The 21,291-nt window shown below is 72.6% G+C and carries 15 protein-coding genes; 6 read left to right on the plus strand and 9 right to left on the minus strand.

Annotation, left to right across the window (positions count from 1 at the left end; translation table 11 throughout):
* Nucleotides 1-279 precede the first annotated feature (279 nt).
* A complete protein-coding gene (gene ppdK / locus ACZ6EG_RS03310) occupies nt 280-3,009 on the minus strand; it encodes a pyruvate, phosphate dikinase (protein ID WP_356603198.1) in 2,730 nt (909 codons plus the stop codon).
* Between the two features lie 851 nt (nt 3,010-3,860).
* Between ppdK and ACZ6EG_RS03315 the strand changes: the two genes are divergently transcribed.
* Nucleotides 3,861-5,642 (plus strand): alkaline phosphatase family protein, encoded by a 1,782-nt coding sequence (locus tag ACZ6EG_RS03315; RefSeq protein ID WP_391968284.1) that lies wholly within the window; start codon nt 3,861-3,863, stop codon nt 5,640-5,642.
* Nucleotides 5,643-5,678: 36 nt separating this feature from the next.
* Here the strand turns inward: ACZ6EG_RS03315 and dusB are convergent, their stop codons facing one another.
* Nucleotides 5,679-6,845, minus strand: a complete 1,167-nt coding sequence (gene dusB, locus ACZ6EG_RS03320; RefSeq protein WP_469601104.1) for a tRNA dihydrouridine synthase DusB — start codon at nt 6,843-6,845, stop codon at nt 5,679-5,681.
* 107 nt (nt 6,846-6,952) lie between these two features.
* Here dusB and ACZ6EG_RS03325 point away from each other — a divergent pair, with 107 nt between their 5' ends.
* Nucleotides 6,953-8,401 carry an MFS transporter gene (locus ACZ6EG_RS03325; protein WP_469601107.1) on the plus strand — a complete coding sequence of 483 codons (1,449 nt, stop codon included), beginning with the start codon at nt 6,953-6,955 and terminating at the stop codon, nt 8,399-8,401.
* Nucleotides 8,402-8,620: 219 nt separating this feature from the next.
* On the opposite strand, the gene ACZ6EG_RS03330 is transcribed toward ACZ6EG_RS03325, so the two are convergent.
* The 3 genes from ACZ6EG_RS03330 to ACZ6EG_RS03340 form a co-directional block, all read right to left on the minus strand.
* The gene (locus ACZ6EG_RS03330) at nt 8,621-12,988 is read right to left on the minus strand and encodes a cation-translocating P-type ATPase (RefSeq protein WP_469601110.1); all 4,368 of its coding nucleotides are present in this window, start codon (nt 12,986-12,988) and stop codon (nt 8,621-8,623) included.
* Nucleotides 12,989-12,997: 9 nt separating this feature from the next.
* Nucleotides 12,998-14,035, minus strand: a complete 1,038-nt coding sequence (locus ACZ6EG_RS03335) for a hypothetical protein (RefSeq protein ID WP_469601113.1) — start codon at nt 14,033-14,035, stop codon at nt 12,998-13,000.
* A 293-nt stretch (nt 14,036-14,328) separates the two neighbouring features.
* Complete coding sequence (locus ACZ6EG_RS03340) at nt 14,329-15,711, minus strand: glycine--tRNA ligase (protein ID WP_053130502.1); 1,383 nt, start codon at nt 15,709-15,711, stop codon at nt 14,329-14,331.
* Nucleotides 15,712-15,916: 205 nt separating this feature from the next.
* Between ACZ6EG_RS03340 and ACZ6EG_RS03345 the strand changes: the two genes are divergently transcribed.
* The 4 genes from ACZ6EG_RS03345 to ACZ6EG_RS03360 are packed head-to-tail and all read left to right on the plus strand — an operon-like array spanning nt 15,917 to nt 19,120.
* Nucleotides 15,917-16,936 carry a metal ABC transporter substrate-binding protein gene (locus tag ACZ6EG_RS03345; protein ID WP_391967928.1) on the plus strand — a complete coding sequence of 340 codons (1,020 nt, stop codon included), beginning with the start codon at nt 15,917-15,919 and terminating at the stop codon, nt 16,934-16,936.
* Nucleotides 16,937-16,974: 38 nt separating this feature from the next.
* Nucleotides 16,975-17,742 (plus strand): metal ABC transporter ATP-binding protein, encoded by a 768-nt coding sequence (locus ACZ6EG_RS03350; protein ID WP_391967929.1) that lies wholly within the window; start codon nt 16,975-16,977, stop codon nt 17,740-17,742.
* Nucleotides 17,742-18,644, plus strand: a complete 903-nt coding sequence (locus ACZ6EG_RS03355) for a metal ABC transporter permease (RefSeq protein ID WP_391967930.1) — start codon at nt 17,742-17,744, stop codon at nt 18,642-18,644. Before ACZ6EG_RS03350 ends, ACZ6EG_RS03355 begins: the two co-directional genes overlap by 1 nt.
* 59 nt (nt 18,645-18,703) lie before the next feature.
* Nucleotides 18,704-19,120 (plus strand): Fur family transcriptional regulator, encoded by a 417-nt coding sequence (locus tag ACZ6EG_RS03360; RefSeq protein ID WP_391967931.1) that lies wholly within the window; start codon nt 18,704-18,706, stop codon nt 19,118-19,120.
* A 60-nt stretch (nt 19,121-19,180) separates the two neighbouring features.
* Here the strand turns inward: ACZ6EG_RS03360 and ACZ6EG_RS03365 are convergent, their stop codons facing one another.
* From ACZ6EG_RS03365 to ACZ6EG_RS03380, 4 genes are read right to left on the minus strand one after another with little or no spacing between them, the layout of a single operon-like run.
* Complete coding sequence (locus ACZ6EG_RS03365; protein WP_469601119.1) at nt 19,181-20,047, minus strand: isoprenyl transferase; 867 nt, start codon at nt 20,045-20,047, stop codon at nt 19,181-19,183.
* Between the two features lie 32 nt (nt 20,048-20,079).
* Nucleotides 20,080-20,829: a DNA repair protein RecO gene (recO, locus tag ACZ6EG_RS03370; protein WP_391967933.1), complete on the minus strand. Its 750-nt coding sequence runs from the start codon at nt 20,827-20,829 to the stop codon at nt 20,080-20,082.
* 22 nt (nt 20,830-20,851) lie between these two features.
* Complete coding sequence (locus ACZ6EG_RS03375; protein ID WP_383642315.1) at nt 20,852-21,070, minus strand: hypothetical protein; 219 nt, start codon at nt 21,068-21,070, stop codon at nt 20,852-20,854.
* Complete coding sequence (locus ACZ6EG_RS03380; protein WP_383642318.1) at nt 21,067-21,273, minus strand: hypothetical protein; 207 nt, start codon at nt 21,271-21,273, stop codon at nt 21,067-21,069. The genes ACZ6EG_RS03375 and ACZ6EG_RS03380 overlap by 4 nt, the downstream gene beginning before the upstream one ends.
* Nucleotides 21,274-21,291: the final 18 nt, after the last annotated feature.

Raw genomic sequence — 21,291 nt, forward strand, 5'->3', positions numbered from 1 at the left:
GATGGTTCCCTGTGCTCCGTCTGGGTCATCCAACCACCGTTCCGGTGTCGGCCGCTGTCCACTGTCAGGGCTCTCAAACATTGCTGACAGGTTGCTGCTGCTCAACGCACAGGAGTTCACACCATCGATCACGTCACAAAAGGCGGCACCCCCCGGCACACGAGAGGCGGCACCCCCCGCACAGGGGTGCCGCCTCTTTCCGTGGTCCGGAGCCGCCGCCGATCGGTGAGGGTGGTCGGGTGACAGACGACGGCTCCGGGGTCTTCGCCCGGCCCGGGACTAGCGGTGGTCGCTGCCCTTCGACCGCGACGCCGCGCGGCCGGCCTCCAGCCGCGCCACCGGGATACGGAACGGGGAGCAGGAGACGTAGTCCAGGCCCACCTCGTGGAAGAAGTGCACCGACTCCGGGTCGCCGCCGTGCTCACCGCAGACACCGAGCTTCAGGTCGGGGCGGGTGGCGCGGCCGGCCTGCGCGGCGGCGGCGACCAGGGAGCCGACGCCGTCCTTGTCGATGGTCTCGAACGGGGAGACGCCGAAGATGCCCTTCTCCAGGTACGCCGTGAAGAAGCTGGCCTCCACGTCGTCGCGGCTGAAGCCCCACACGGTCTGGGTCAGGTCGTTGGTGCCGAACGAGAAGAACTCGGCGGCCTCGGCGATCTGACCGGCGGTCAGCGCGGCGCGCGGCAGCTCGATCATCGTGCCGATGGACAGCTTCAGCTTCGCGCCGGTGGCCGCCTCGACCTCGGCGATGACCTGGTCGGCCTCGTCGCGGACGATCTCCAGCTCCTGGACGGTACCGACCAGCGGGATCATGATCTCGGCGCGCGGGTCGCCCTTGGCCGCCCGGCGCTCGGCCGCCGCCTCGGCGATGGCCCGCACCTGCATGGTGAACAGACCGGGGATGACCAGGCCGAGACGGACGCCGCGCAGGCCCAGCATCGGGTTCTGCTCGTGCAGGCGGTGCACGGCCTGGAGCAGGCGCAGCTCGTTCTCGTGCGGCTCCTGGCGGGACTCGGCGAGCGCGACGCGCACCGACAGCTCGGTGATGTCGGGCAGGAACTCGTGCAGCGGCGGGTCGAGGAGGCGCACGGTGACCGGGAGGCCGTCCATCGCCTCGAACAGCTCGACGAAGTCCTGCTTCTGGAGCGGCAGCAGCTCCTTCAGGGACTCCTCGCGCTCGGTCTCGGTGTCGGCCAGGATCAGCCGCTCCACCAGCTCGCGCCGGTCGCCGAGGAACATGTGCTCGGTGCGGCACAGGCCGATGCCCTGGGCGCCGAAGCGGCGGGCGCGCAGCGCGTCCTCGGCGTTGTCGGCGTTGGCGCGCACCCGCAGCCGGCGCTTGCGGTCGGCGAAGGCCATGATCCGGTGCACGGCCTCGACCAGCTCGTCGGCGTCCTCGGCGCCCGCGTGCATGCGACCCTCGAAGTACTCGACGACCGGCGACGGCACGACGGGGACCTCACCGAGGTAGACCTTGCCGGAGGAGCCGTCGATGGAGATGACGTCGCCCTCCTCGACGACGTGCCCGCCGGGCACGGTCATCCGGCGGCGCTTGGTGTCGACCTCCAGCTCCTCGGCGCCGCAGACACAGGTCTTGCCCATGCCGCGCGCGACGACGGCCGCGTGGGAGGTCTTGCCGCCGCGCGAGGTCAGGATGCCCTCGGCGGCGATCATGCCGTCCAGGTCGTCCGGGTTGGTCTCGCGGCGCACCAGGATGACCTTCTCGCCCGAGCGGGACCACTTCACGGCGGTGTACGAGTCGAAGACCGCCTTGCCGACCGCGGCGCCCGGCGAGGCGGCGATGCCCCGGCCGACCTTCTCCACCTTCGCGTCGTCGTCGAAGCGCGGGAACATCAGCTGGGCCAGCTGGGCGCCGTTGACGCGCTGGAGCGCCTCGGCCTCGTCGATCAGGCCCTGGTCGACGAGCTGGGTGGCGATGCGGAAGGCGGCGCCCGCGGTGCGCTTGCCGACGCGGGTCTGGAGCATCCACAGCTGGCCGCGCTCGATGGTGAACTCGATGTCGCAGAGGTCCAGGTAGTGGTTCTCCAGCGTCTCCATGATCTGCATCAGCTGGTCGTACGACTTCTTGTCGATCCGCTCCAGCTCCGCCAGCGCGACGGTGTTGCGGATGCCCGCGACGACGTCCTCGCCCTGGGCGTTCTGGAGGTAGTCGCCGTAGACGCCCTGGTGGCCGGAGGCGGGGTCGCGGGTGAAGGCGACGCCGGTGCCGGAGTCGGGGCCCAGGTTGCCGAAGACCATGGAGCAGACGTTGACGGCGGTGCCGAGGTCGTGCGGGATGCGCTCCTGGCGGCGGTAGAGCTTGGCGCGCTCGCCGTTCCAGGAGTCGAAGACGGCCTTGATGGCGAGGTCCATCTGCTCGCGCGGGTCCTGCGGGAAGTCCCGGCCGGCCTCGGTCTTGACGATCTTCTTGAACTTGGTGACGAGCTTCTTGAGGTCGGCCGCCTCCAGCTCGGTGTCCACCGTGACCTTCTTGGCCGCCTTCGCCGCCTCCAGCGCCTCCTCGAAGAGGTCGCCGTCGACGCCGAGGACGGTCTTGCCGAACATCTGGATCAGGCGGCGGTAGGAGTCCCACGCGAAGCGGTCGTCACCGGCCTGCCGGGCCAGGCCCTGCACCGACTTGTCGGAGAGGCCGATGTTGAGGACCGTGTCCATCATGCCGGGCATGGAGAACTTGGCTCCGGAACGCACCGACACGAGCAGCGGGTCGTCGGCCTGGCCGAGCTTCTTGCCCATCTTCGCCTCGAGGGCGTCGAGGTGCGCGCTCACCTCGTCACGCAGTGCCGCCGGCTCCTCGCCGCTGTCGAGGTAGGTCTTGCAGGCCTCGGTGGTGATGGTGAAGCCCGGAGGGACCGGAAGACCCAGGTTGGTCATCTCGGCGAGGTTCGCGCCCTTGCCGCCGAGGAGGTCCTTGAGGTCCTTGTTGCCCTCGGTGAAGTCGTAAACGAACTTCGGTGCGTTCGTTACCTGGAGATCTTTGTTTTCCGACACGGGTCTCGACTCCTCGAGGACGCGGTGGCTGCCCTGACGGCGAGGAATCTACCCAGATCAAAGGCACCTGGGTACGTCCACTTGCGCGTCATGCGCCTGTAACCACCCGTCCGCCAGCGGATCGAAAGTCAAGGCTTGGCAAGCGACCTGCCACCAGTGTTTTCACTTCTTGAACGAACAGCCCTACAAAAGGGCCACCTGACGCTCACCTGAGCAAGCTTGTCCACGTTTGAGTTCGATCGATGAACGATCAAGGTGTGGCACTCAGTGCCACACCTTCCAGAAGTGGAATCGCTCAAGATCCGCTCATCTGAGCGCTACCTCTATCAGAGGTGGCGAGAATCACGCTGCCACAGGCCGTCGGATTTCACCATGCGGACCGGTGAACGGACCGCTCGCGGCGGACGTACGAGTGGTCGGCGGACCCGGCCCCCTCGCCGGGTCCGCCGACCACCGCGTTCGCACGGAAGGACCTCCGGGTGCCCGTCTCCACACGCTTCGGCCAGTCACCGCCCCCGGCCGACGAGCCACCCGCCCCGGACACCCGGCCGGAGGACCCGAGGGGGACGGACGGGACCAGGGAGGCGGGCGAGCACAGGGAACCCGACAGCGAACCCGACGGGCCTGGGGAGCCCGACGCGTCGGGCGAGCCTGAGCCGAACGAGCCGAACGAGCCGAACGAGCGGGATGAACCGGACGAGCCCGTCCTCGTCGAGCCCGAGGACCCGGGAGAGCCCATCGGCGTGCCGGCGGCGTCCGGACCGGGGCGCCCCCCGGTGCCGGACGAGGCGTCGGATCCGGACGACGAGGCCCCGGCACCGGCCGCGAACAAGCCGCCGGGGGAGACCCCGGTGACCACTCCCCCCGCCGCTCCCGCCGCTCCCGCCGGAACCCCCGGCGACGGGCCGGAGCCATCCGGCCATGCCCCGCGCACCCCGCACGCCCCCCGCGCCCGCCTCACCCCTCGGCGCGTCCGACGCGTCCGGCGCTCCCGGCACCCGCGTGCCGCGCGCGCCCTCCGCCAGGGCACGACCGTCCTCGCCGCCGTCCTCGTGCTCGGGGCGCTGCTGCTGCCGAACAGCTTCGTCGCCCTGGAGCCCAACCGGTTCGCGCGGATACCGGCGGAGGCGGTCATCGGGGCGGTGCTGCTGCTCTGCCTGCCGCGCGTGCCGCGGCTGGTGCTGGCGGCGCTCTTCGGCACCGGCCTGGGTGCGCTGACCGTGCTGAACCTGCTCGACATGGGTTTCACCGAGTACCTGGGCCGGGGCTTCAACCTCGTCCTGGACTGGGGCCTGCTGGACGACGCCCGGTCGTACGTGGCGGACTCGATGGGCGGGGCGGCGGCGACCTGGGCCGCCGTGGGCGCGGTGGGGGGCGCGACACTGCTGCCGGTGCTGATGGCGCTGGCGGTGGTCCGGCTCGGCGAGCTGCTCGCCGCGCACCGGGAGCGGGCGGCCCGGGGCGCGCTGCTGGCGGCCACCGTGTGGATGACCTGCGCGGCGCTGGGCGTGCAGACCTTCGGCGTGCCGGTCGCCACCAGGAGTGCCTCCGGTGCCCTGGAGGCGCAGGCCCACCGGGTGGTGGACACGCTGCGGGACGAGGCGGCGTTCGCGAAGGAGGCGCGGGCGGACCGGTTCGGCGGCACGCCCGCCGAGCAGCTGGTGCCGGACCTGCGCGGGAAGGACGTCCTCTTCACCTTCATCGAGAGCTACGGCCGCAGCGCCATCGAGGACCCGGTGACGGCACCCGGTGTCGGACGGACGCTGGACAACAGCACGCGGGCGCTGGCCGACGCCGGTTTCCGGGCCCGCAGCGGCTGGCTGACCTCGGCGACGTACGGCGGCAGCAGCTGGCTCGGCCACTCCACCTTCCTGTCGGGCCTGTGGGTGGACAACCAGCAGCGCTACCGCACCGTGACCGCGGGCGACCACCTCACCCTCACCAAGGCGTTCGCGAAGACCGGCGACTGGGACACCGTCGGCGTCATGCCGGGCGTTCAGAAGGCGTGGCCGGAGGCCGAGTGGTACGGCCTCGACAAGGTCTACGACGCCTTCGACGTCGGCTACCGGGGTCCGAAGTTCAGCTGGTCGACCATGCCCGACCAGTACGCGCTGGAGGCCTTCCAGCGCCTGGAGCACGGCAGGAAGCGCGACCGGCCGCTGATGGCGGAGATCATCCTGACCTCCAGCCACCAGCCGTGGGCGCCGGTCCCCCGGATGGTCGACTGGGACGAGGTCGGCGACGGTTCGGTCTTCGAGGGCATCGAGGAGTCGGGCGAGAGGGCCGCGGACGTCATCGCCGATTCCACCCGCTCCAAGGAGGGGTACGGCAGGTCGGTCGAGTACTCGCTCACCAGCCTCACCCAGTGGCTGGAGCGCTACGGCACCGACGACACCGTCCTCGTCTTCCTCGGCGACCACCAGCCGCTCGCCCGCGTCAGCGGGAACAAGGCGAGCCGGGACGTCCCGGTGTCGGTCGTCGCCAAGGACCCGAAGGTGCTCGACGCGATCGACGACTGGAACTGGACGGAAGGTCTGAAGCCCGCCGAGGACGCCCCGGTGTGGCGCATGAGTTCCTTCCGCGACCGCTTCCTGACGGCGTACGGCTCCACCCCGCACCCCACCGGGGGCTGACCGGAGCCGCCCGCACCGGGGGCCGACCGGGCCCGGTCAGCCGCCGGAGGTGTCCAGCTCCGCGTCCTCGCCGACGCCCGCGCAGTCGTACGGGTCCTTCAGCCAGCCGTCCGGCAGGACCACCCGGTTGTTGCCGGAGGTACGGCCGCGCGGGCCGTCGGCGCCGGTGGGCCAGGGCTGGTCGAGGTCGAGTTCGTCCAGGCCGGCCCGGAGCGCCTCCAGCGAGGAGGTGATCGCGAGCCGCTTGCGCATCTCGGAGCCGACGGCGAACCCCTTGAGGTACCAGGCGACGTGCTTGCGGAAGTCGATGACGCCCCGCGCCTCGTCGCCGATCCACTCGCCGAGCAGGGTGGCGTGCCGGACCATCACGTCGGCGACCTCGCGCAGGGTGGGCCGTACGTAGGTGTCGGTGCGGCCCTCGAAGGCGGCGACCAGGTCGGCGAAGAGCCACGGCCGCCCCAGGCAGCCGCGCCCCACCACGACCCCGTCGCAGCCGGTCTCCCGGACCATCCGCAGCGCGTCCTCGGCGGTCCAGATGTCGCCGTTGCCCAGCACGGGGATCTCCGGGACGTGCTCCTTCAGGCGGGCGATGGCGTCCCAGTCGGCGGTGCCCGCGTAGTGCTGGGCCGTGGTGCGGCCGTGCAGGGCGATGGCGGTCACGCCCTCCTCGACGGCGATGCGGCCGGCGTCGAGGAAGGTGAGGTGGTCGTCGTCGATGCCCTTGCGCATCTTCATGGTGACGGGCAGGTCACCGGCGCCGGTCACGGCCTCACGGACGATGGCCCGCAGCAGGTTCCGCTTGTACGGCAGGGCGGAGCCGCCGCCCTTGCGGGTCACCTTGGGAACCGGGCAGCCGAAGTTCAGGTCGATGTGGTCGGCGAGGCCCTCCTCCGCGATCATGCGGACGGCCTTGCCCACGGTCACCGGGTCGACGCCGTAGAGCTGGATCGAGCGCGGTGTCTCGGTCGCGTCGAAGTGGATCAGCTGCATGGTCTTCTCGTTGCGCTCGACCAGCGCCCGCGTCGTGATCATCTCGCTGACGAACAGGCCCTTGCCGCCGCTGAACTCCCGGCACAGCGTGCGGAAGGGCGCATTGGTGATCCCGGCCATCGGCGCCAGCACCACCGGCGGCGCGACGGTGTGCGGGCCGACCTGCAACGGCCGGGTGACGGTGCGGGGGGCGGGCGCGGTGGGCGTGGACATTCCTCCATTGTCACGTACGCGAGGCGGTGCTCGTCGCGCCTGTGGACAGAGACCGTGTATCGGTCATTAGTTAGCCGCACTATCGACATGTGCGTACGATGGAGGCCATGCCCGAGCTGTCCCACCGCCGCCGTCTGCTCGTGCTCGCCATCTGCTGCATGAGCCTGCTGATCGTGAGCATCGACAACACGATCCTCAACGTGGCCCTTCCGGCCGTGCAGCGCGATCTCGACGCGAGCACGTCGGGGCTCCAGTGGGCCGTCGACGCCTACACCCTGGTGCTGGCCGCGCTGCTGATGCTCGCCGGTTCCACGGCCGACCGGATCGGCCGCAAGCGGGTCTTCATGACGGGCCTGGTCGTCTTCACCCTCGGCTCGCTGCTCTGTTCGCTGGCCCCGGACCTGTCCTGGCTGGTCGTCTTCCGGATGGTGCAGGCGGTGGGCGGTTCGATGCTCAACCCGGTCGCCATGTCGATCATCACCAACACCTTCACCGACCCGCGCGAGCGCGCCCGTGCCATCGGCGTCTGGGGCGCGGTCGTCGGCATATCCATGGCCGCCGGTCCGCTGGTGGGCGGGGTGCTCGTGGAGTCGGTCGGCTGGCGCTCGATCTTCTGGGTCAACCTGCCGGTGGGCCTGGCGGCCCTGCTGCTCACCCTGCGCTTCGTCCCCGAGTCCCGCGCGCCGAAGGCCCGCCGCCCGGACCCGCTGGGCCAGCTGATGGTGATCGTGCTGTTCGGCTCGCTGACGTACGCGATCATCGAGGCGCCGAACGCCGGGTTCACGCGGGTGCTGCCGTTCGCCGCGCTGGCGACGGCCGCGCTGCTCGGCCTGCTCTGCTACGAACCCCGCCGTGCCGAGCCCTTGATCGACCTGCGCTTCTTCCGGTCGGTGCCCTTCAGCGGGGCCACCGTGACGGCGGTCACCGCCTTCGCCGCGCTGGGCGGGTTCCTGTTCCTGTCCACGCTGTACCTGCAGAACGTGCGCGGGCTGAGCGCCCTGCACGCCGGGCTGTGGATGCTGCCGATGGCCGTGCCGACCTTCCTGTGCGCCCCGCTGTCCGGACGGCTGGTCGGCAGCCGGGGGCCACGGCTGCCCCTGCTGATCGCGGGCGGCGCGCTGACCGGGAGCGGGGTGCTGTTCGCCGCCTTCGAGGCCGAGACCTCGAACGTCACCCTCTTCATCGGCTACGCGCTGTTCGGCGTGGGCTTCGGCTTCGTCAACGCGCCCATCACCAACACCGCGGTCTCCGGCATGCCGCGCGCCCAGGCCGGGGTCGCCGCCGCCGTCGCCTCCACCAGCCGCCAGCTGGGCCAGACGCTGGGCGTGGCGGTGATCGGCGCGGTGCTGGCGGCGGGCGTGGGCACGTCGTCGTACGGCGACACCTTCGTCGCCGCGGCCCGCCCCGGCTGGTGGATCCTGGCCGCCTGCGGCCTGTCGGTCCTCGTCCTCGGCGCCGTGGCGAACGGCCGCTGGGCCCACCGCACCGCGGAGCGCACCGCAGAACGCCTGAAGACCCCGGCCCCCCGGAAAGCCCCCCACGCGACCACCCTCTAGGGGCGCGGGCAACAGCGCGCCCAGCCCACACCCACCCGCCAGGGGCGCGGGGAACTGCGCACCCCCCACCCGCACCCGACACTCCACCCGCACCACCCACCCAGGGGCGCGGGGAACTGCGCGAATCCCCCCACCCACCCGCACCCGACACACGACCCCATCCCCCAATAAAGGGGCGCGGGGAACTGCGCGACCCCGCACAGACGGCCACAGCGCCCGTCACACCACGGTCCGCACCATCTCCGGCATCCGCTCCGTCACCGCGGGCCAGTACCGCCCGATCACCTCCTCCACCCGCGGCAGCGCCCGCTGCCCCGCCAGCGCCAGGGCGATCGCCGCGGCCACGCCGGCCCAGGCGACGGGCCCCAGCGGCGTGCAGCCGAAGAGCTGGCTGGCGCCCGGCGTCTGCACCAGGGCGACCAGCGCGGCGGCGGAGCCCAGCGACGTGACCTGGACCAGGCGGCTGCCGCGCCGGTCGGCCAGGGTCTGGGCGAGCTGGGTGCCGACCACGGCGCACAGGGCCATCGTCGTGGAGCGACGCCCCGTGCCCGGTGTGAACCGGCCGAGGAGCCAGGCGGCGGTCGCGCCGAGCGCCGTGGTCAGGGCCCGATGCCGGATCTGCCGGATCAGCGGCTCGCCCAGCACCGCCGCACCGAGCGGTGCGCCCGCGTCGTCCTCCTCCTGCTCGGTGTCCCCCGTCTCCGTGACCGCCACGGCCATCGCGGGGAACAGGTCCGTGAACAGGTTGACCAGCAGCATCTGCCGGGTGGACAGCGGAGCGGCACCGCCGAGGACGGTGCCGAGGATGCCGAAGCCGACCTCGCCCGCGTTGCCCCCGATGAGGATCGCGATGGCGTCGGCGACGCTGTGCCACAGTGCCCGGCCCTCCCGCACCGCCTCCACCAGGACCAGCAGGTCGTCACCGGTGACGACCAGGTCGGCGGCGTTGCGGGCGGCGGCCGAGCCGCGGGCGCTGATCCCGACGCCGATGTCGGCCGCGCGGATCGCGGCGGCGTCGTTGGCACCGTCGCCGACCATGCCGACGACCCGTCCGGCGTCCCGCAGCGACTCGACGACCTGGAGCTTCTGCTCCGGCGCCACCCTGGCCACGACGTCCGCGTCCCGCAGCATCCGGGACCGTGCCGTGCGGTCCGCGGCGGCCAGTTCGTCGCCGGTGACCACGACGGCGTCCTCGGGCCAGCCCAGTTCCACGGCGATGGCGTGGGCGGTCTGCGGATGGTCGCCGGTCAGCACCACGGGCCGTACGCCCGCCTCGCGCAGCCCGTGCACCAGCGCCGGGGACGTCTCACGCGGGACGTCGGACAGCCCCAGCATCCCCGTGAACTCCAGCTCCCGCGGCTCCTGTTCGAGGACGTCGGCGGCCTTCTCGCCCTTGCGCAGCGGCCGGCTGGCCACCGCGATGATGCGCAGTCCGTCGCGGGCCATCCCGTGCGCCACCTCCGTGACGTGGGAGGGCAGGCCGGCGCAGGCGGGCAGCACGGTCTCCGGGGCGCCCTTTACCACGAGCACCGGCGCTCCCCTGCCGTCCCGTCCGACGGCGGCGGCGTAGCCCCGGGACGTCTCGAAGGGCAGGCCCTCCTCCTGCGTCCACCGCGGATCGTCGCCGGCGGCGTCCAGGACGGCCTCGTCGGTGGCGTGCGTGGGGCGGGCACCGTCGCCGTTCAGGCGGGGGCAGGCGCGCGCGGCGACCCGTACGGCGTCGGCGGCGTCCGGGTCGCCCGCCTTGCGGACCGTGCCGTCGGCGCCCGCGACCCGGGTCAGCCGCAGCTTGTTCTCGGTGAGCGTGCCCGTCTTGTCGAAGCAGATGGTGTCCATCCGGCCCAGCGCCTCCAGCGTGCGCGGGGTCCGTACGAGGACGCCGTGGCGGCTGAGCCGGCGGGCCGCCGCCAGCTGCGCCACCGTCGCCACCAGCGGCAGCCCTTCGGGCACCGCGGCCACCGCCACCGACACGCCACCGGCGACGGCCTGCCGGATCGGCGTGCCGCGCAGCAGCGAGAGGCCGGTCACCGCGGCGCCGCCCGCCAGGGTCAGCGGCAGCGCCTTGCGGGTCAGCTCCTGGAGCCGGGCCTGCACCCCGGCCGCCGACGGCGTCCGGGCGGCCAGCGAGACCGCCCGGGAGGCCTCGGTGTGCTCCCCCGTGTCCACGACGACGGCCTGGGCGCGGCCGGCCACCACGGTCGTCCCCTCGAAGACCATGCAGAGCCGCTCGGCCACGGGGGCGTTCGTCACCGGGTCGACGCGCTTGTCGACGGGGAGGGACTCTCCGGTGAGGGACGACTCGTCGATCTCCAGGCCGTCCTCCCACAGCAGCCGGGCGTCGGCGGGCACGACGTCGTCCGCCTTCAGCTCGATGATGTGTCCCGGACGCAGTTTCGCGGCGTCCACCACCCTCGGCTCGGCCGCCGGGTCGTGGGTCTCCTCCTCGGCGACCCGGGCCTTCTGCTTCTGCTGCGCGAGCAGCCCGGACAGCGCCCGCTCGGCGCGCAGCCGCTGGAAGCCGCCGACCAGCGCGTTCAGGTCGAGCGCGCCGACGACCAGCAGGGCGTCCATCACGGAGCCGAGGATCGCCTCGGCCGCCGAGCCGACCGCGAGCACCGGGGTGAGCGGGTCGTCCAGCTCGCCCCGTACGGCCTGGCCCAGTTGCCACGTCCACTTCACCGGCGCGAGGACCGGGACACGGCCGGCCCGGTCGGCCACCGCGTGCATCCTGGCCGTCAGCTGTTCGGCGAGGGTCGGTTCCGGCTCCTTCTCCCGGTCCAGCCGTTCCCGTACGCCCGCGGGGTCCAGCGTGTGCCACGCGACCCGCGCGCGGGGGTGCGGGGCGCGGGCCGTGGCCACTCCGAGCGCGGAGCGCGTGCCGGACAGCAGGGCCACCGCCGCGCTCACGTCGACCGGAGCGTGCCGCAGTCCGGGCAGCAGCGAGCCGGTGAGTCCCTGCTTGCCCTTGCGCGCCTCGCCGACCGCCACCAGCAGTCCGGACAGCGCGGCCCCGGACCGGGCCAGCGTCTGCGACCGGCGCCCGATCGCCCGGGCCGCCGGCACCGCCCGCAACAGCCGCCAGACGTCGGCGAGGCCCTGCGGGGCGATCACGTCCGCGCCCCAGGCCACCGGCGCGTCCGCGTCGGCCAGCGCGACGGCCACGTCACCGGCGAGCAGCCCGGCCACCGCCGCGTCGTCGTCACCGGGCAGGGGCCGTACGACGGTGACGACGCCGCCCTCGGCGCGCAGTTCGCCCACGACGTCCCGGAGCGGGCGGCCGGCGCCGACGACCTGGTCCGCGAGGCCGGTGAAGTCGGCCAGCGCCGGGTCCTCGACCATCACGACGCGCAGGCCCGCGCGCCGGGCGGCGTCCAGCACGTCCTCGGTCCACGGGTCCGCGCTCGCCCCCGGCACCCGCAGCGCGCTGGGGTGCAGGACGACCGTGGCGGCCATCTCCAGCTGCCGCAGCCGTTCCGGGTCGCGCACGAGCACACCGTCGCGGGACAGCGCGGTGCTCAGTACGGCGTGGAACGCGGCGGGGCCGTACCGCGCGGCCTTGGGCGAACCGGCCAGCACCGCCTCGGCGGCCTCGGCCACGTCGTGCTTGACCAGCAGGGTCGCCAGCGCGCCGGCCACACTGCCGGTGGAGGCGTGGGCCGCGTACTCCTGGGCGGGGGAGGTCCGCAGCGGGGGGCGCACGGCGGGGTCGGCGGGCAGACTCCCCCGGCCCGGCGCGCACAGGCGGTCGTGCACCACCTCGAAGGTCGCCGTCCGGGTCACCGCCTCGGTCAGCTGGCAGGCGCGCAGGGCACCGTCCAGCACCAGCGAGGCGGGGCTCTGCCCGGCGCCGTGCACGGCCGCGTTGGCGGCGGCCAGCGCCACGTCCATGCCGTGGGCGCCGAGCCGTTCCCGCAGCCAGGCGCGGAAGGCGGGGTTCTCGCGCAGCAGCGTCCCCACGGCCGTCACCAGGCGGGGCGAGGGCGGCAACCGCAGGCGCGCCCCGGTCACGGCGGCGGCGATGCCCAGGAGGTCGGCGCCGAGGGCGGTGGCGGCGACACGCACCGAGGCGGGGTCGCCGGGGTGGGTCAGCTCCTCCACCGGATCGTCCGGCCCCTGTTGCTCCGCCCGGGTCAGTCCGTGCTGTTCGGCGAGTTCGGTGGCCCGGTCGACCACCCGGTCGGTGAGCGCCTCCTCTGTCGCGGTCACCACCAGCCGGGCGAGGCCGGTGTCCCAGTAGGCGAGCGCCACGTCCGGGTGCTCGGCCAGGGCCAGCGCCACCCGACGCGCCACGCGCTGCGTGCCACCCGCCCGGCGCACCTCCTCCGTCGCGGCCGGCCGCAGCGCCAGGTGCGCCCGGGGCCCGGCACGCCAGTCCCGGGTGGAGCCGCCGCCCGGCAGCGCGGCGCGGGCGACCCGTGCCGCCCGCGCGGCGAAGTCGGCGCCGCGCACCGAGGCCCGTGCGGTGCCCGCGACGGCCCCGGCCGCGGCGCCCACCGCGGGTGCGGTGCCCCGCGCGAGCAGCCGGGGCCCGGCCAGTACGATCCCGGTCACGGCGCCCTGGGAGCGCGTCAGAAGTCCACCGACCATCGCCGCGTCTCAGCCCGTCTTCCGCGTGGACGCGGCCGTTTTCCTGGCGGCGGTCTTCTTGGCGGCGGCCGTCTTCGTGCTCCGGCCGCGCCCGGAGGCGGCCGGCCGGCTGGCGGACGCCTTCTTCGCGGCGCTGCTCCTCGCGGCACTGCTCTTGGCCGTGCTCTTCTTCGCCGCGCTCTTCTTCGCCGTGCTCTTGGGGGTGGTGCTCTTCGTGGCGGTGCTCTTCGTGGCGGTGCTCTTCTTCGCCGCGCTCTTCTTCGCCGTGCTCTTGGGGGTGGTGCTCTTCGTGGCGGCCCTCTTGGCGGGGCTCGCGCCCGCGGAGCCGGACCTGGCGGCGCTGGACCCCGCCGCGGTGGACCTGCCCGCGCCGGAGCCGCCCGCGCCGGACTTGGCGGCGCCCGACCTGGCGGCCGTCTTCTTCGCGGAGCCGCTCCCCACCGTGCCGCTCCTCGCGGCGCTCTTCGCAGCGCTGATCCTGGTGGCCGTCTGCTTGGCGGCACCCGACTCGGCCGCGCCCGCCCTCGCAGCGCCCGCCTTCGTCGCGGCGCCACCCTTCGCCGCCTGGCTCTGCCGGCCCGCGGCCTGCGTGCCCGACGTCTTCTTCGCGGCACTCCGCCGCGCCGTTCCCCCGGCGGCAGCACCGGCTCCGCCCGCCCCCGACCCCGCCGTACGGGACCGGCCCGCGGCCGCCGTAACGGACTTGCCCGCACCGCGGCCCTCCGTGCCACCGCCCGAGGCCCCCGCACCGTCCCGCAGCACCCGAGCGGCCTCCGCCTCGGGCGACTCCTGCGGTCGCGGCCGCGTCAGCCACGCCACCGCCGCCCCGGTCGCCGCCACCGGCCACTCGACCAGTCCGACGACGCCCAGCACCCCGGCCCCCGTGTACACGAGGGCGCGCCGCCCGCGCGGCGACACGGCCCCGACCTTGTCCAGCGCGCCCTCGGCGACCCTGCCGACCGTCCCGGCACCCGGAACCTTCCGCAGCGCCGACGCGGCCGCGTGCAACGGCCTCGGGAGCGTCTGCGCCGACTTCTGCTCAGCCATGACTGTTTCGTCCTCGCCCTGTGCATGCGGTGGAAATCCTGGAATATCACCATCCGCACAACTCAGGGTTCCCGCACCTCGGGCGCCGCCCCCGGGCGACACCCGAACGCACCCGGGCCCTACCGCACCGTGAACGCCGGCTTCACCCCCAGCGCCACGAACGACCCCGTCTTCCCCCGTTCGGCGGCCGCCGTGACGGCGTACGCGTACCACCGCACAACGGCGCCCACCCCCCGCCCGAACGAGTCGGGGGGAGGGTGGGCGAGGGCGGGGGCGGGTCCCCCGTACGAACGTCAGCAGCCGACCAGGCGCGAGGCCAGGTACCCCTCGATCTGGTCCAGCGACACCCGCTCCTGCTTCATGGTGTCCCGCTCCCGGACGGTCACCGCGTTGTCGTCGAGCGTGTCGAAGTCGACGGTGACGCAGAACGGCGTGCCGATCTCGTCCTGGCGGCGGTAGCGCCGACCGATCGCACCGGCGTCGTCGAAGTCGATGTTCCAGTTCTGCCGCAGCGCCTGGGCCAGGCCCTTGGCCTTGGGCGACAGCTCCGGGTTGCGGGACAGCGGCAGCACCGCGACCTTCACCGGCGCCAGGCGCGGGTCGAGGCGCAGCACGGTGCGCTTCTCCAGCTTGCCCTTGGCGTTCGGCGCCTCGTCCTCCACGTAGGCGTCGAGGAGGAAGGCCAGCATCGCCCGGCCGACACCGGCCGCCGGCTCGATGACGTACGGCGTCCAGCGCTCCTGGGCCTCCTGGTCGTAGTAGGAGAGGTCCTGGCCGGAGGCCTTCGCGTGCGAGGAGAGGTCGTAGTCCGTCCGGTTGGCGACACCCTCCAGCTCGCCCCACTCGCTGCCGCCGAAGGAGAAGCGGTACTCGATGTCGGCGGTGCGCTTGGAGTAGTGGGAGAGCTTCTCGGCCGGGTGCTCGTACCAGCGCATGTTCTCCTCACGCAGGCCCAGGCCGGTGTACCAGTTCCAGCGCTGCTCCATCCAGTACTCCTGCCACTTCTCGTCCTCGCCCGGCTTGACGAAGAACTCCATCTCCATCTGCTCGAACTCGCGGGTGCGGAAGATGAAGTTGCCGGGCGTGATCTCGTTGCGGAAGGACTTGCCCATCTGGGCGATGCCGAACGGCGGCTTGCGGCGCGAAGTGGTCTGCACCTGGGCGAAGTTGGTGAAGATGCCCTGGGCGGTCTCGGGCCGCAGGTAGGCGACGGAGCCGCTGTCCTGGGTCGGGCCGAGGTGGGTGGAGAGCAGACCGGAGAACTGCTTGGGCTCGGTGAAGGTGCCCTTGTTGCCGCAGTTGGGGCAGTTGAGGTCGGCGAGGCCGTTCTCCGGGGCCTTGCCCTTCTTCTCCTCGTAGGCCTCTTCCAGGTGGTCCGCGCGGAACCGCTTGTGGCAGGAGGTGCACTCGGTCAGCGGGTCCGTGAAGGTGGCGACGTGGCCCGAGGCCACCCAGACCTCCGGGGCGAGGATGACGGAGGAGTCGAGACCGACGACGTCCTCGCGCGAGGTGACCATGTAGCGCCACCACTGGCGCTTGAGGTTCTCCTTGAGCTCGACACCCAGCGGTCCGTAGTCCCAGGCGGCGCGCTGGCCGCCGTAGATCTCACTGCACGGGAAAACGAAGCCACGGCGCTTGCTCAGGCTGACGATGGTGTCGATCTTGTCGGCGGCCACGGTGCTCTCTTCATTACGACGACGGTGACTGACTGGTGCGGCGCGAAGCGCCTCGGTGGGGGGTGGTGGTCGGGAGACGGGCGGGCGAAGCGAGTTGCTTCAAGAGAATGATTCAGGTTACCGGCGGGGGCCGCCCCCCGGCCAAATCGGGGGTCCAGGGACGCTTTGTTGACAACGGTTTCCATATTTGTTGAAAATGAGTGTCATGAACGTACGACGACGCCGCATATCCGGCATAGCAGTCACCGCGGCCGCCGCGCTCGGCCTCGGGACCCTCTCCGCCTGCTCCAGCGACGGCTCGGCGGCGGGCGAGCCCGGCAACACCGACAAGTTCGACGTCGTCGCGTCGTTCTACCCCATGGCCTTCCTCGCCGAGCAGATCGGCGGCGACCACGTCAGCGTGACCAGTCTGACCCAGCCCGGCCAGGAGCCGCACGACCTGGAGATCAGCGCCAAGCAGCGCGCCCAGCTCGAGGAGACGGACGCCGCGCTCTTCCTCAAGGGCCTCCAGCCCTCCGCCGACGAGGCCATCGCCCAGTCCGGCGCCAAGACGAAGATCGACGCGGCGACGCTGACCTCCCTGGAGGAGCACGGCGCCGAGGTCGGCGGCCACGCGGACGAGCACGGGCACGAGCACGCCGAGGGCGAGCACGCCGAGGAGGAGCACGCCGAGGAGGAGCACGGCCACGACCACGGCGAGGGCGGCAAGGACCCCCACATCTGGCTCGACCCGGTCAAGTACGCCGAGGTCGCCGAGGGCGTCGGCAAGGCCTTCGAGAAGGCCGACCCGGACCACGCCGCGGACTACAAGAAGAACACCGAGGCCCTGGTCGCGAAGCTCGGTGACCTGAACACGACGTTCGAGACCGGGCTGAAGGACACGAAGACCAAGACCTTCGTCACCACGCACGCCGCCTTCGGCTACCTCGCCGAGCGCTACGGCCTCACCGAGGAGGCCATCAGCGGCCTCAGCCCCGAGGCCGAGCCCAGCGCCGCCCGGGTCAAGGAGCTGGCGCGGACGGCCCAGGCCGACGGCGTCTCCACGATCTTCTACGAGACGCTGGTCAGCGACGAGACCGCGAAGACGGTCGCCCGGGACGCCCGGCTGAAGACGGACGTCCTCGACCCGATCGAGGGCATCACCGAGAAGTCCCGCGGCGACGACTACTTCCAGGTCATGGAAGCCAACCTCAAGGCCCTCCAGGCGGCCCTGGGCACCAAGTGACCGACCAGACGGTCCAGAGCGATCAACCGGAGGGTGGCATGACCGAGCCCGTCATCTCGCTTCGCGGCGTCCGCGCCGAACTCGGCTCACGCCCCGTCCTGCGCGGCATCGACCTCACCGTGCGCCGCGGCGAGGTCGTCGCACTGCTCGGCGCCAACGGCTCGGGCAAGTCCACGGCCGTGCGCACGGTCATCGGTCAGGTACCGGTCACCGCCGGGGAGATCGAGCTGTTCGGCACCCCGCGGCGCCGCTTCCGCGCCTGGGCGCGCGTGGGCTACGTCCCGCAGCGCACCACGGCCGCGGGCGGCGTCCCCGCCACGGTGACCGAGGTCGTCTCCTCGGGCCGCCTCTCCCGGGCCCGCTTCGGCCTCCTGCGCAAGGCCGACCACGAGGCCGTACGCCGGGCCCTCGACCTGGTCGGCATGGCGGACCGGGCCAAGGACTCCGTGGACGCCCTCTCCGGCGGCCAGCACCAGCGGGTCCTGATCGCCCGCGCGCTCGCCGCCGAACCCGAGTTGCTGATCATGGACGAGCCGATGGCCGGCGTCGACCTGGCCAGCCAGCAGGTCCTGGCCGACACCCTGCGCGAGCAGGTCGCCGCCGGCACCACCGTCCTGCTCGTCCTGCACGAACTGGGCCCCCTGGAGCCGTTGATCGACCGCGCGGTGGTGCTCCGCGACGGCTGCGTGCTGCACGACGGCCCGCCGCCGAAGGCGGTCGGCCAGCACGCGCTGCCCGGCCACGACCACGTCCACCCGCACGCCCCGGCGGGCGCCGAACCGATCCGCACAGGACTGCTGAGCTGATGGAAATCCTGAACTACGCCTTCATGCAGCGGGCGCTGCTGGCGGCCGTCCTGGTCGGCATCACCGCCCCCGCCGTCGGCATCTACCTGGTCCAGCGCCGCCAGGCCCTCATGGGCGACGGCATCGGCCACGTGGCCATGACCGGTGTCGGCCTCGGCTTCCTGCTCACCTGGTCCCCGGTGTGGATGGCCACCCTGGTGTCCGTGCTCGGCGCGGTCCTCATGGAGCTGATCCGCTGGTACGGCAGGACCCGCGGCGACATCGCCCTCGCCATGCTCTTCTACGGCGGCATGGCGGGCGGCGTGATGTTCATCAACCTCGCGCCGACGGGTTCCAACGCCAACCTCACCTCGTACCTCTTCGGCTCCCTCTCGACGGTCTCCGAGTCGGACGTCACAGCGATCTGCCTGCTGGCCGCCTTCGTGGTCCTCGTCACCCTCGGCCTGCGTCGCCAGCTCTTCGCGGTCAGCCAGGACGAGGAGTTCGCCCGGGTCACCGGCCTGCCGGTGCGGGCGCTGAACCTGCTCACCGCCGTCACCGCCGCCGTCACCGTGACGGTCGCGATGCGCGTGGTCGGACTGCTGCTGGTGTCGGCGCTGATGGTGGTCCCGGTGGCCGCCGCCCAGCAGCTCACCCGCAGCTTCGCCGCCACCTTCGCCGTCGCCGTGGCCATCGGCGTCAGCGTGACCATCGGCGGCACGGTCACCTCGTACTACCAGGACGTGCCCCCCGGCGCGACCATCGTGCTGCTCACCATCGGGGCGTTCGTGCTGCTGACCGCGTTGGCCGTGCCGCTGGCCCGGCGACGCGCGCGGGCGGCCGCCGCGGCGGAGCCCTCCGGCGATCCGACGGAATGCAAGATTCCAGCCACCCGGGGGGCCGGCGACGAGTTCGGCGTCTGACTGCCGCCCGGCCGGGCTGGCACAATGGCCCGGCAAGCCGCAGATGTGAGGAGGAACCGGTGACGACCGCTGGACCGCCCGTGAAGGGACGTGCCACCCGGCAGCGGGCCGCCGTGTCGGCGGCCCTCCAGGAGGTCGAGGAGTTCCGCAGCGCTCAGGAGCTCCACGACATGCTCAAGCACAAGGGCGACTCCGTCGGGCTCACCACGGTCTACCGCACCCTGCAGTCCCTCGCCGACGCCGGCGAGGTCGACGTCCTGCGCACCGCCGACGGCGAGTCCGTCTACCGCCGCTGCTCCAGCGACGACCACCACCACCACCTGGTCTGCCGCGCCTGCGGCAAGGCGGTCGAGGTCGAGGGCCCCGCCGTGGAGAAGTGGGCGGAGGCCATCGCCGCCGAGCACGGCTACGTCAACGTGGCGCACACGGTGGAGATCTTCGGTACGTGCGCCGACTGCGCGGGTGCCTCCGGCTGAGCCGGTGGGGGCCGGGGCTTCGCCCCGGGCCCCTCTTCGTCGGCCTGAACGGCCTCTTCCTCAGACTCCCCCGGAGGGGGCACCCTCAGACAGGCTGGAGGTGTCCGTCCCCTCCATGGCGAGGAGTTCCTCGTTGGGGATCGCGCCGCCGAAGCGGCGGTCCCGGGAGGCGAACTCCAGGCAGGCCCGCCACAGGTCCCGCCGGTCGAAGTCGGGCCACAGCACGTCCTGGAACACCATCTCGGCGTACGCGCTCTGCCACAGCAGGTAGTTGGACGTGCGCTGCTCACCGCTCGGCCGCAGGAACAGGTCCACGTCCGGCATGTCCGGGTAGTACAGGTACTTCGCGAGCGTCTTCTCGTTGACCTTCGACGGGTCGAGCCGTCCGGCCCGCACGTCCTCGGCGAGGGCCTGCGCCGCGTCGGCGATCTCGGCGCGCCCGCCGTAGTTCATGCAGAAGTACAGGGTGAGCCGGTCGTTGCCCTTGGTCTGCTCCTGGGCGACCTGGAGTTCCTTGGCGACCGACTTCCACAGCTTGGGCATCCGGCCCACCCAGCGGACACGGATGCCCAGCTCGTCGAGCTGGTCGCGGGTCTTGCGGATGAAGTCCCGGTTGAAGTTCATCAGGAAGCGCACCTCGTCCGGTGACCGCTTCCAGTTCTCGGTGGAGAAGGCGTACAGGGAGATGTTCCGCACGCCCATCTCGATGCCGCCCTGGAGCACGTCCAGCACCCGCTCGGCACCGACCTTGTGCCCCTCGGTGCGCGGCAGCCCGCGCTCCTTGGCCCAGCGCCCGTTGCCGTCCATGACGATCGCCACATGCTCCGGTACCAGCTCACCGAGCCTCGGGGGCCGCGCGCCGGAGGGGTGCGGCTCCGGCGTCCTGTAGTCCCGGCGCTGACGCCCCAGGATCCCGCGTACGGCCATGTGTCTCTCGTCTCCTCGTACCGACTGCTCTTCTAGGACTTCTCGACGTAGCGCAGGGAGCGCAGGCCGCGCTCCAGATGCCAGTGCAGGTACGCGGACACCAGCCCGCTCCCCTCCCTGACGTACCGCGACTCGCACGCGTCCGCCGTCCCCCAGTCTCCCGCGAGCAGCGCTCCGAGCAGTCCCAGGGCCTGCGGCGAGGGTACGACGCTGCCGGGCACCCGGCAGTCCGCGCAGACGGTGCCGCCCGAGCCGACCGAGAAGAACCGGTTCGGACCGGGCATGCCGCACTTCGCGCAGTCCCCGAAGGTGGGGGCGTACCCGTTCACCGCGAGGGAGCGCAGCAGGAACGCGTCGAGGACCAGGTTCGGCGCGTGCTCGCCCCGGGCGAGGGTTCTCAGCGCACCGACCAGCAGCAGGTACTGCTGCACCGCCGGCTCCCCCTCGTGGTCGGTGAACCGCTCGGCCGTCTCCAGCATGGCGGTCCCCGCCGTGTACCGCGCGTAGTCGGTGACGATCCCGCCGCCGTACGGCGCGATGGTCTCGCTCTGCGTGCACAGCGGCAGCCCGCGCCCGACCAGCTCGCTGCCCCTGGCGAAGAACTGCACGTCCACGTGGGAGAACGGCTCCAGCCGCGCCCCGAACTTCGACTTCGTCCGCCGCACCCCGCGCGCCACGGCGCGTACGCGTCCGTGACCGCGTGTGAGCAAGGTGATGATCCGGTCCGCCTCACCCAGCTTCTGGGTGCGCAGCACGATGCCGTCGTCGCGGAACAGACTCATGCGGACCATTCTCGCGCATGCTTCAAGGCACCTCGCCACGGCTTCGGGCGTTGGTGTACGCCGTCGCCGCGCTGAGCCGCTCGGACGGAGTGGCGTGGCGCACGTCACCCGGCTCGGCGTCCCACTCGCGGCCCCCGCCGTACGGGCGCATCTGGACGTACGGGCCCTCGTGCCCCATGACGACGCCGACCCGTCCGCTGCGGGTGTCGACGGCATAGGTCCCCACGGGCGGCGTCGTCATCGCAGGGCCGCCGCGAGTCGCCTGGCGGTCTCGACGGAGCACCGGCCCAATTCGACGAGCGGACAGGGCGCCTCTCGCGCAAGACTCACCGGGTCGAGCCCGAGCGACGGGAGAGTAATTCCGGCCTTCGCGAGCGCCGCGCGCAATTCTTTCACCGTGTCCTCCGCTTCTTCGACGCAGGGCGCCGAGTGTGGTGCCTTCACCGTGTTCCCCTTCCCTTT

It is taken from the genome of Streptomyces sp. NPDC041968, from assembly GCF_055589025.1.

What these genes read in the sequence shown, in the direction of transcription:
- ACZ6EG_RS03355 (WP_391967930.1), top strand. Translation starts at nt 17,742, where the DNA reads ATGGAAATCCTGAACTACGCCTTCATGCAGCGGGCGCTGCTGGCGGCC.
- ACZ6EG_RS03345 (WP_391967928.1), top strand. Translation starts at nt 15,917, where the DNA reads ATGAACGTACGACGACGCCGCATATCCGGCATAGCAGTCACCGCGGCC.
- ACZ6EG_RS03330 (WP_469601110.1), bottom strand. Translation starts at nt 12,988, where the DNA reads ATGGTCGGTGGACTTCTGACGCGCTCCCAGGGCGCCGTGACCGGGATC.
- dusB (WP_469601104.1), bottom strand. Translation starts at nt 6,845, where the DNA reads ATGTCCACGCCCACCGCGCCCGCCCCCCGCACCGTCACCCGGCCGTTG.
- ACZ6EG_RS03335 (WP_469601113.1), bottom strand. Translation starts at nt 14,035, where the DNA reads ATGGCTGAGCAGAAGTCGGCGCAGACGCTCCCGAGGCCGTTGCACGCG.
- ACZ6EG_RS03325 (WP_469601107.1), top strand. Translation starts at nt 6,953, where the DNA reads ATGCCCGAGCTGTCCCACCGCCGCCGTCTGCTCGTGCTCGCCATCTGC.
- ACZ6EG_RS03365 (WP_469601119.1), bottom strand. Translation starts at nt 20,047, where the DNA reads ATGGCCGTACGCGGGATCCTGGGGCGTCAGCGCCGGGACTACAGGACG.
- recO (WP_391967933.1), bottom strand. Translation starts at nt 20,829, where the DNA reads ATGAGTCTGTTCCGCGACGACGGCATCGTGCTGCGCACCCAGAAGCTG.
- ACZ6EG_RS03350 (WP_391967929.1), top strand. Translation starts at nt 16,975, where the DNA reads ATGACCGAGCCCGTCATCTCGCTTCGCGGCGTCCGCGCCGAACTCGGC.
- ACZ6EG_RS03375 (WP_383642315.1), bottom strand. Translation starts at nt 21,070, where the DNA reads ATGACGACGCCGCCCGTGGGGACCTATGCCGTCGACACCCGCAGCGGA.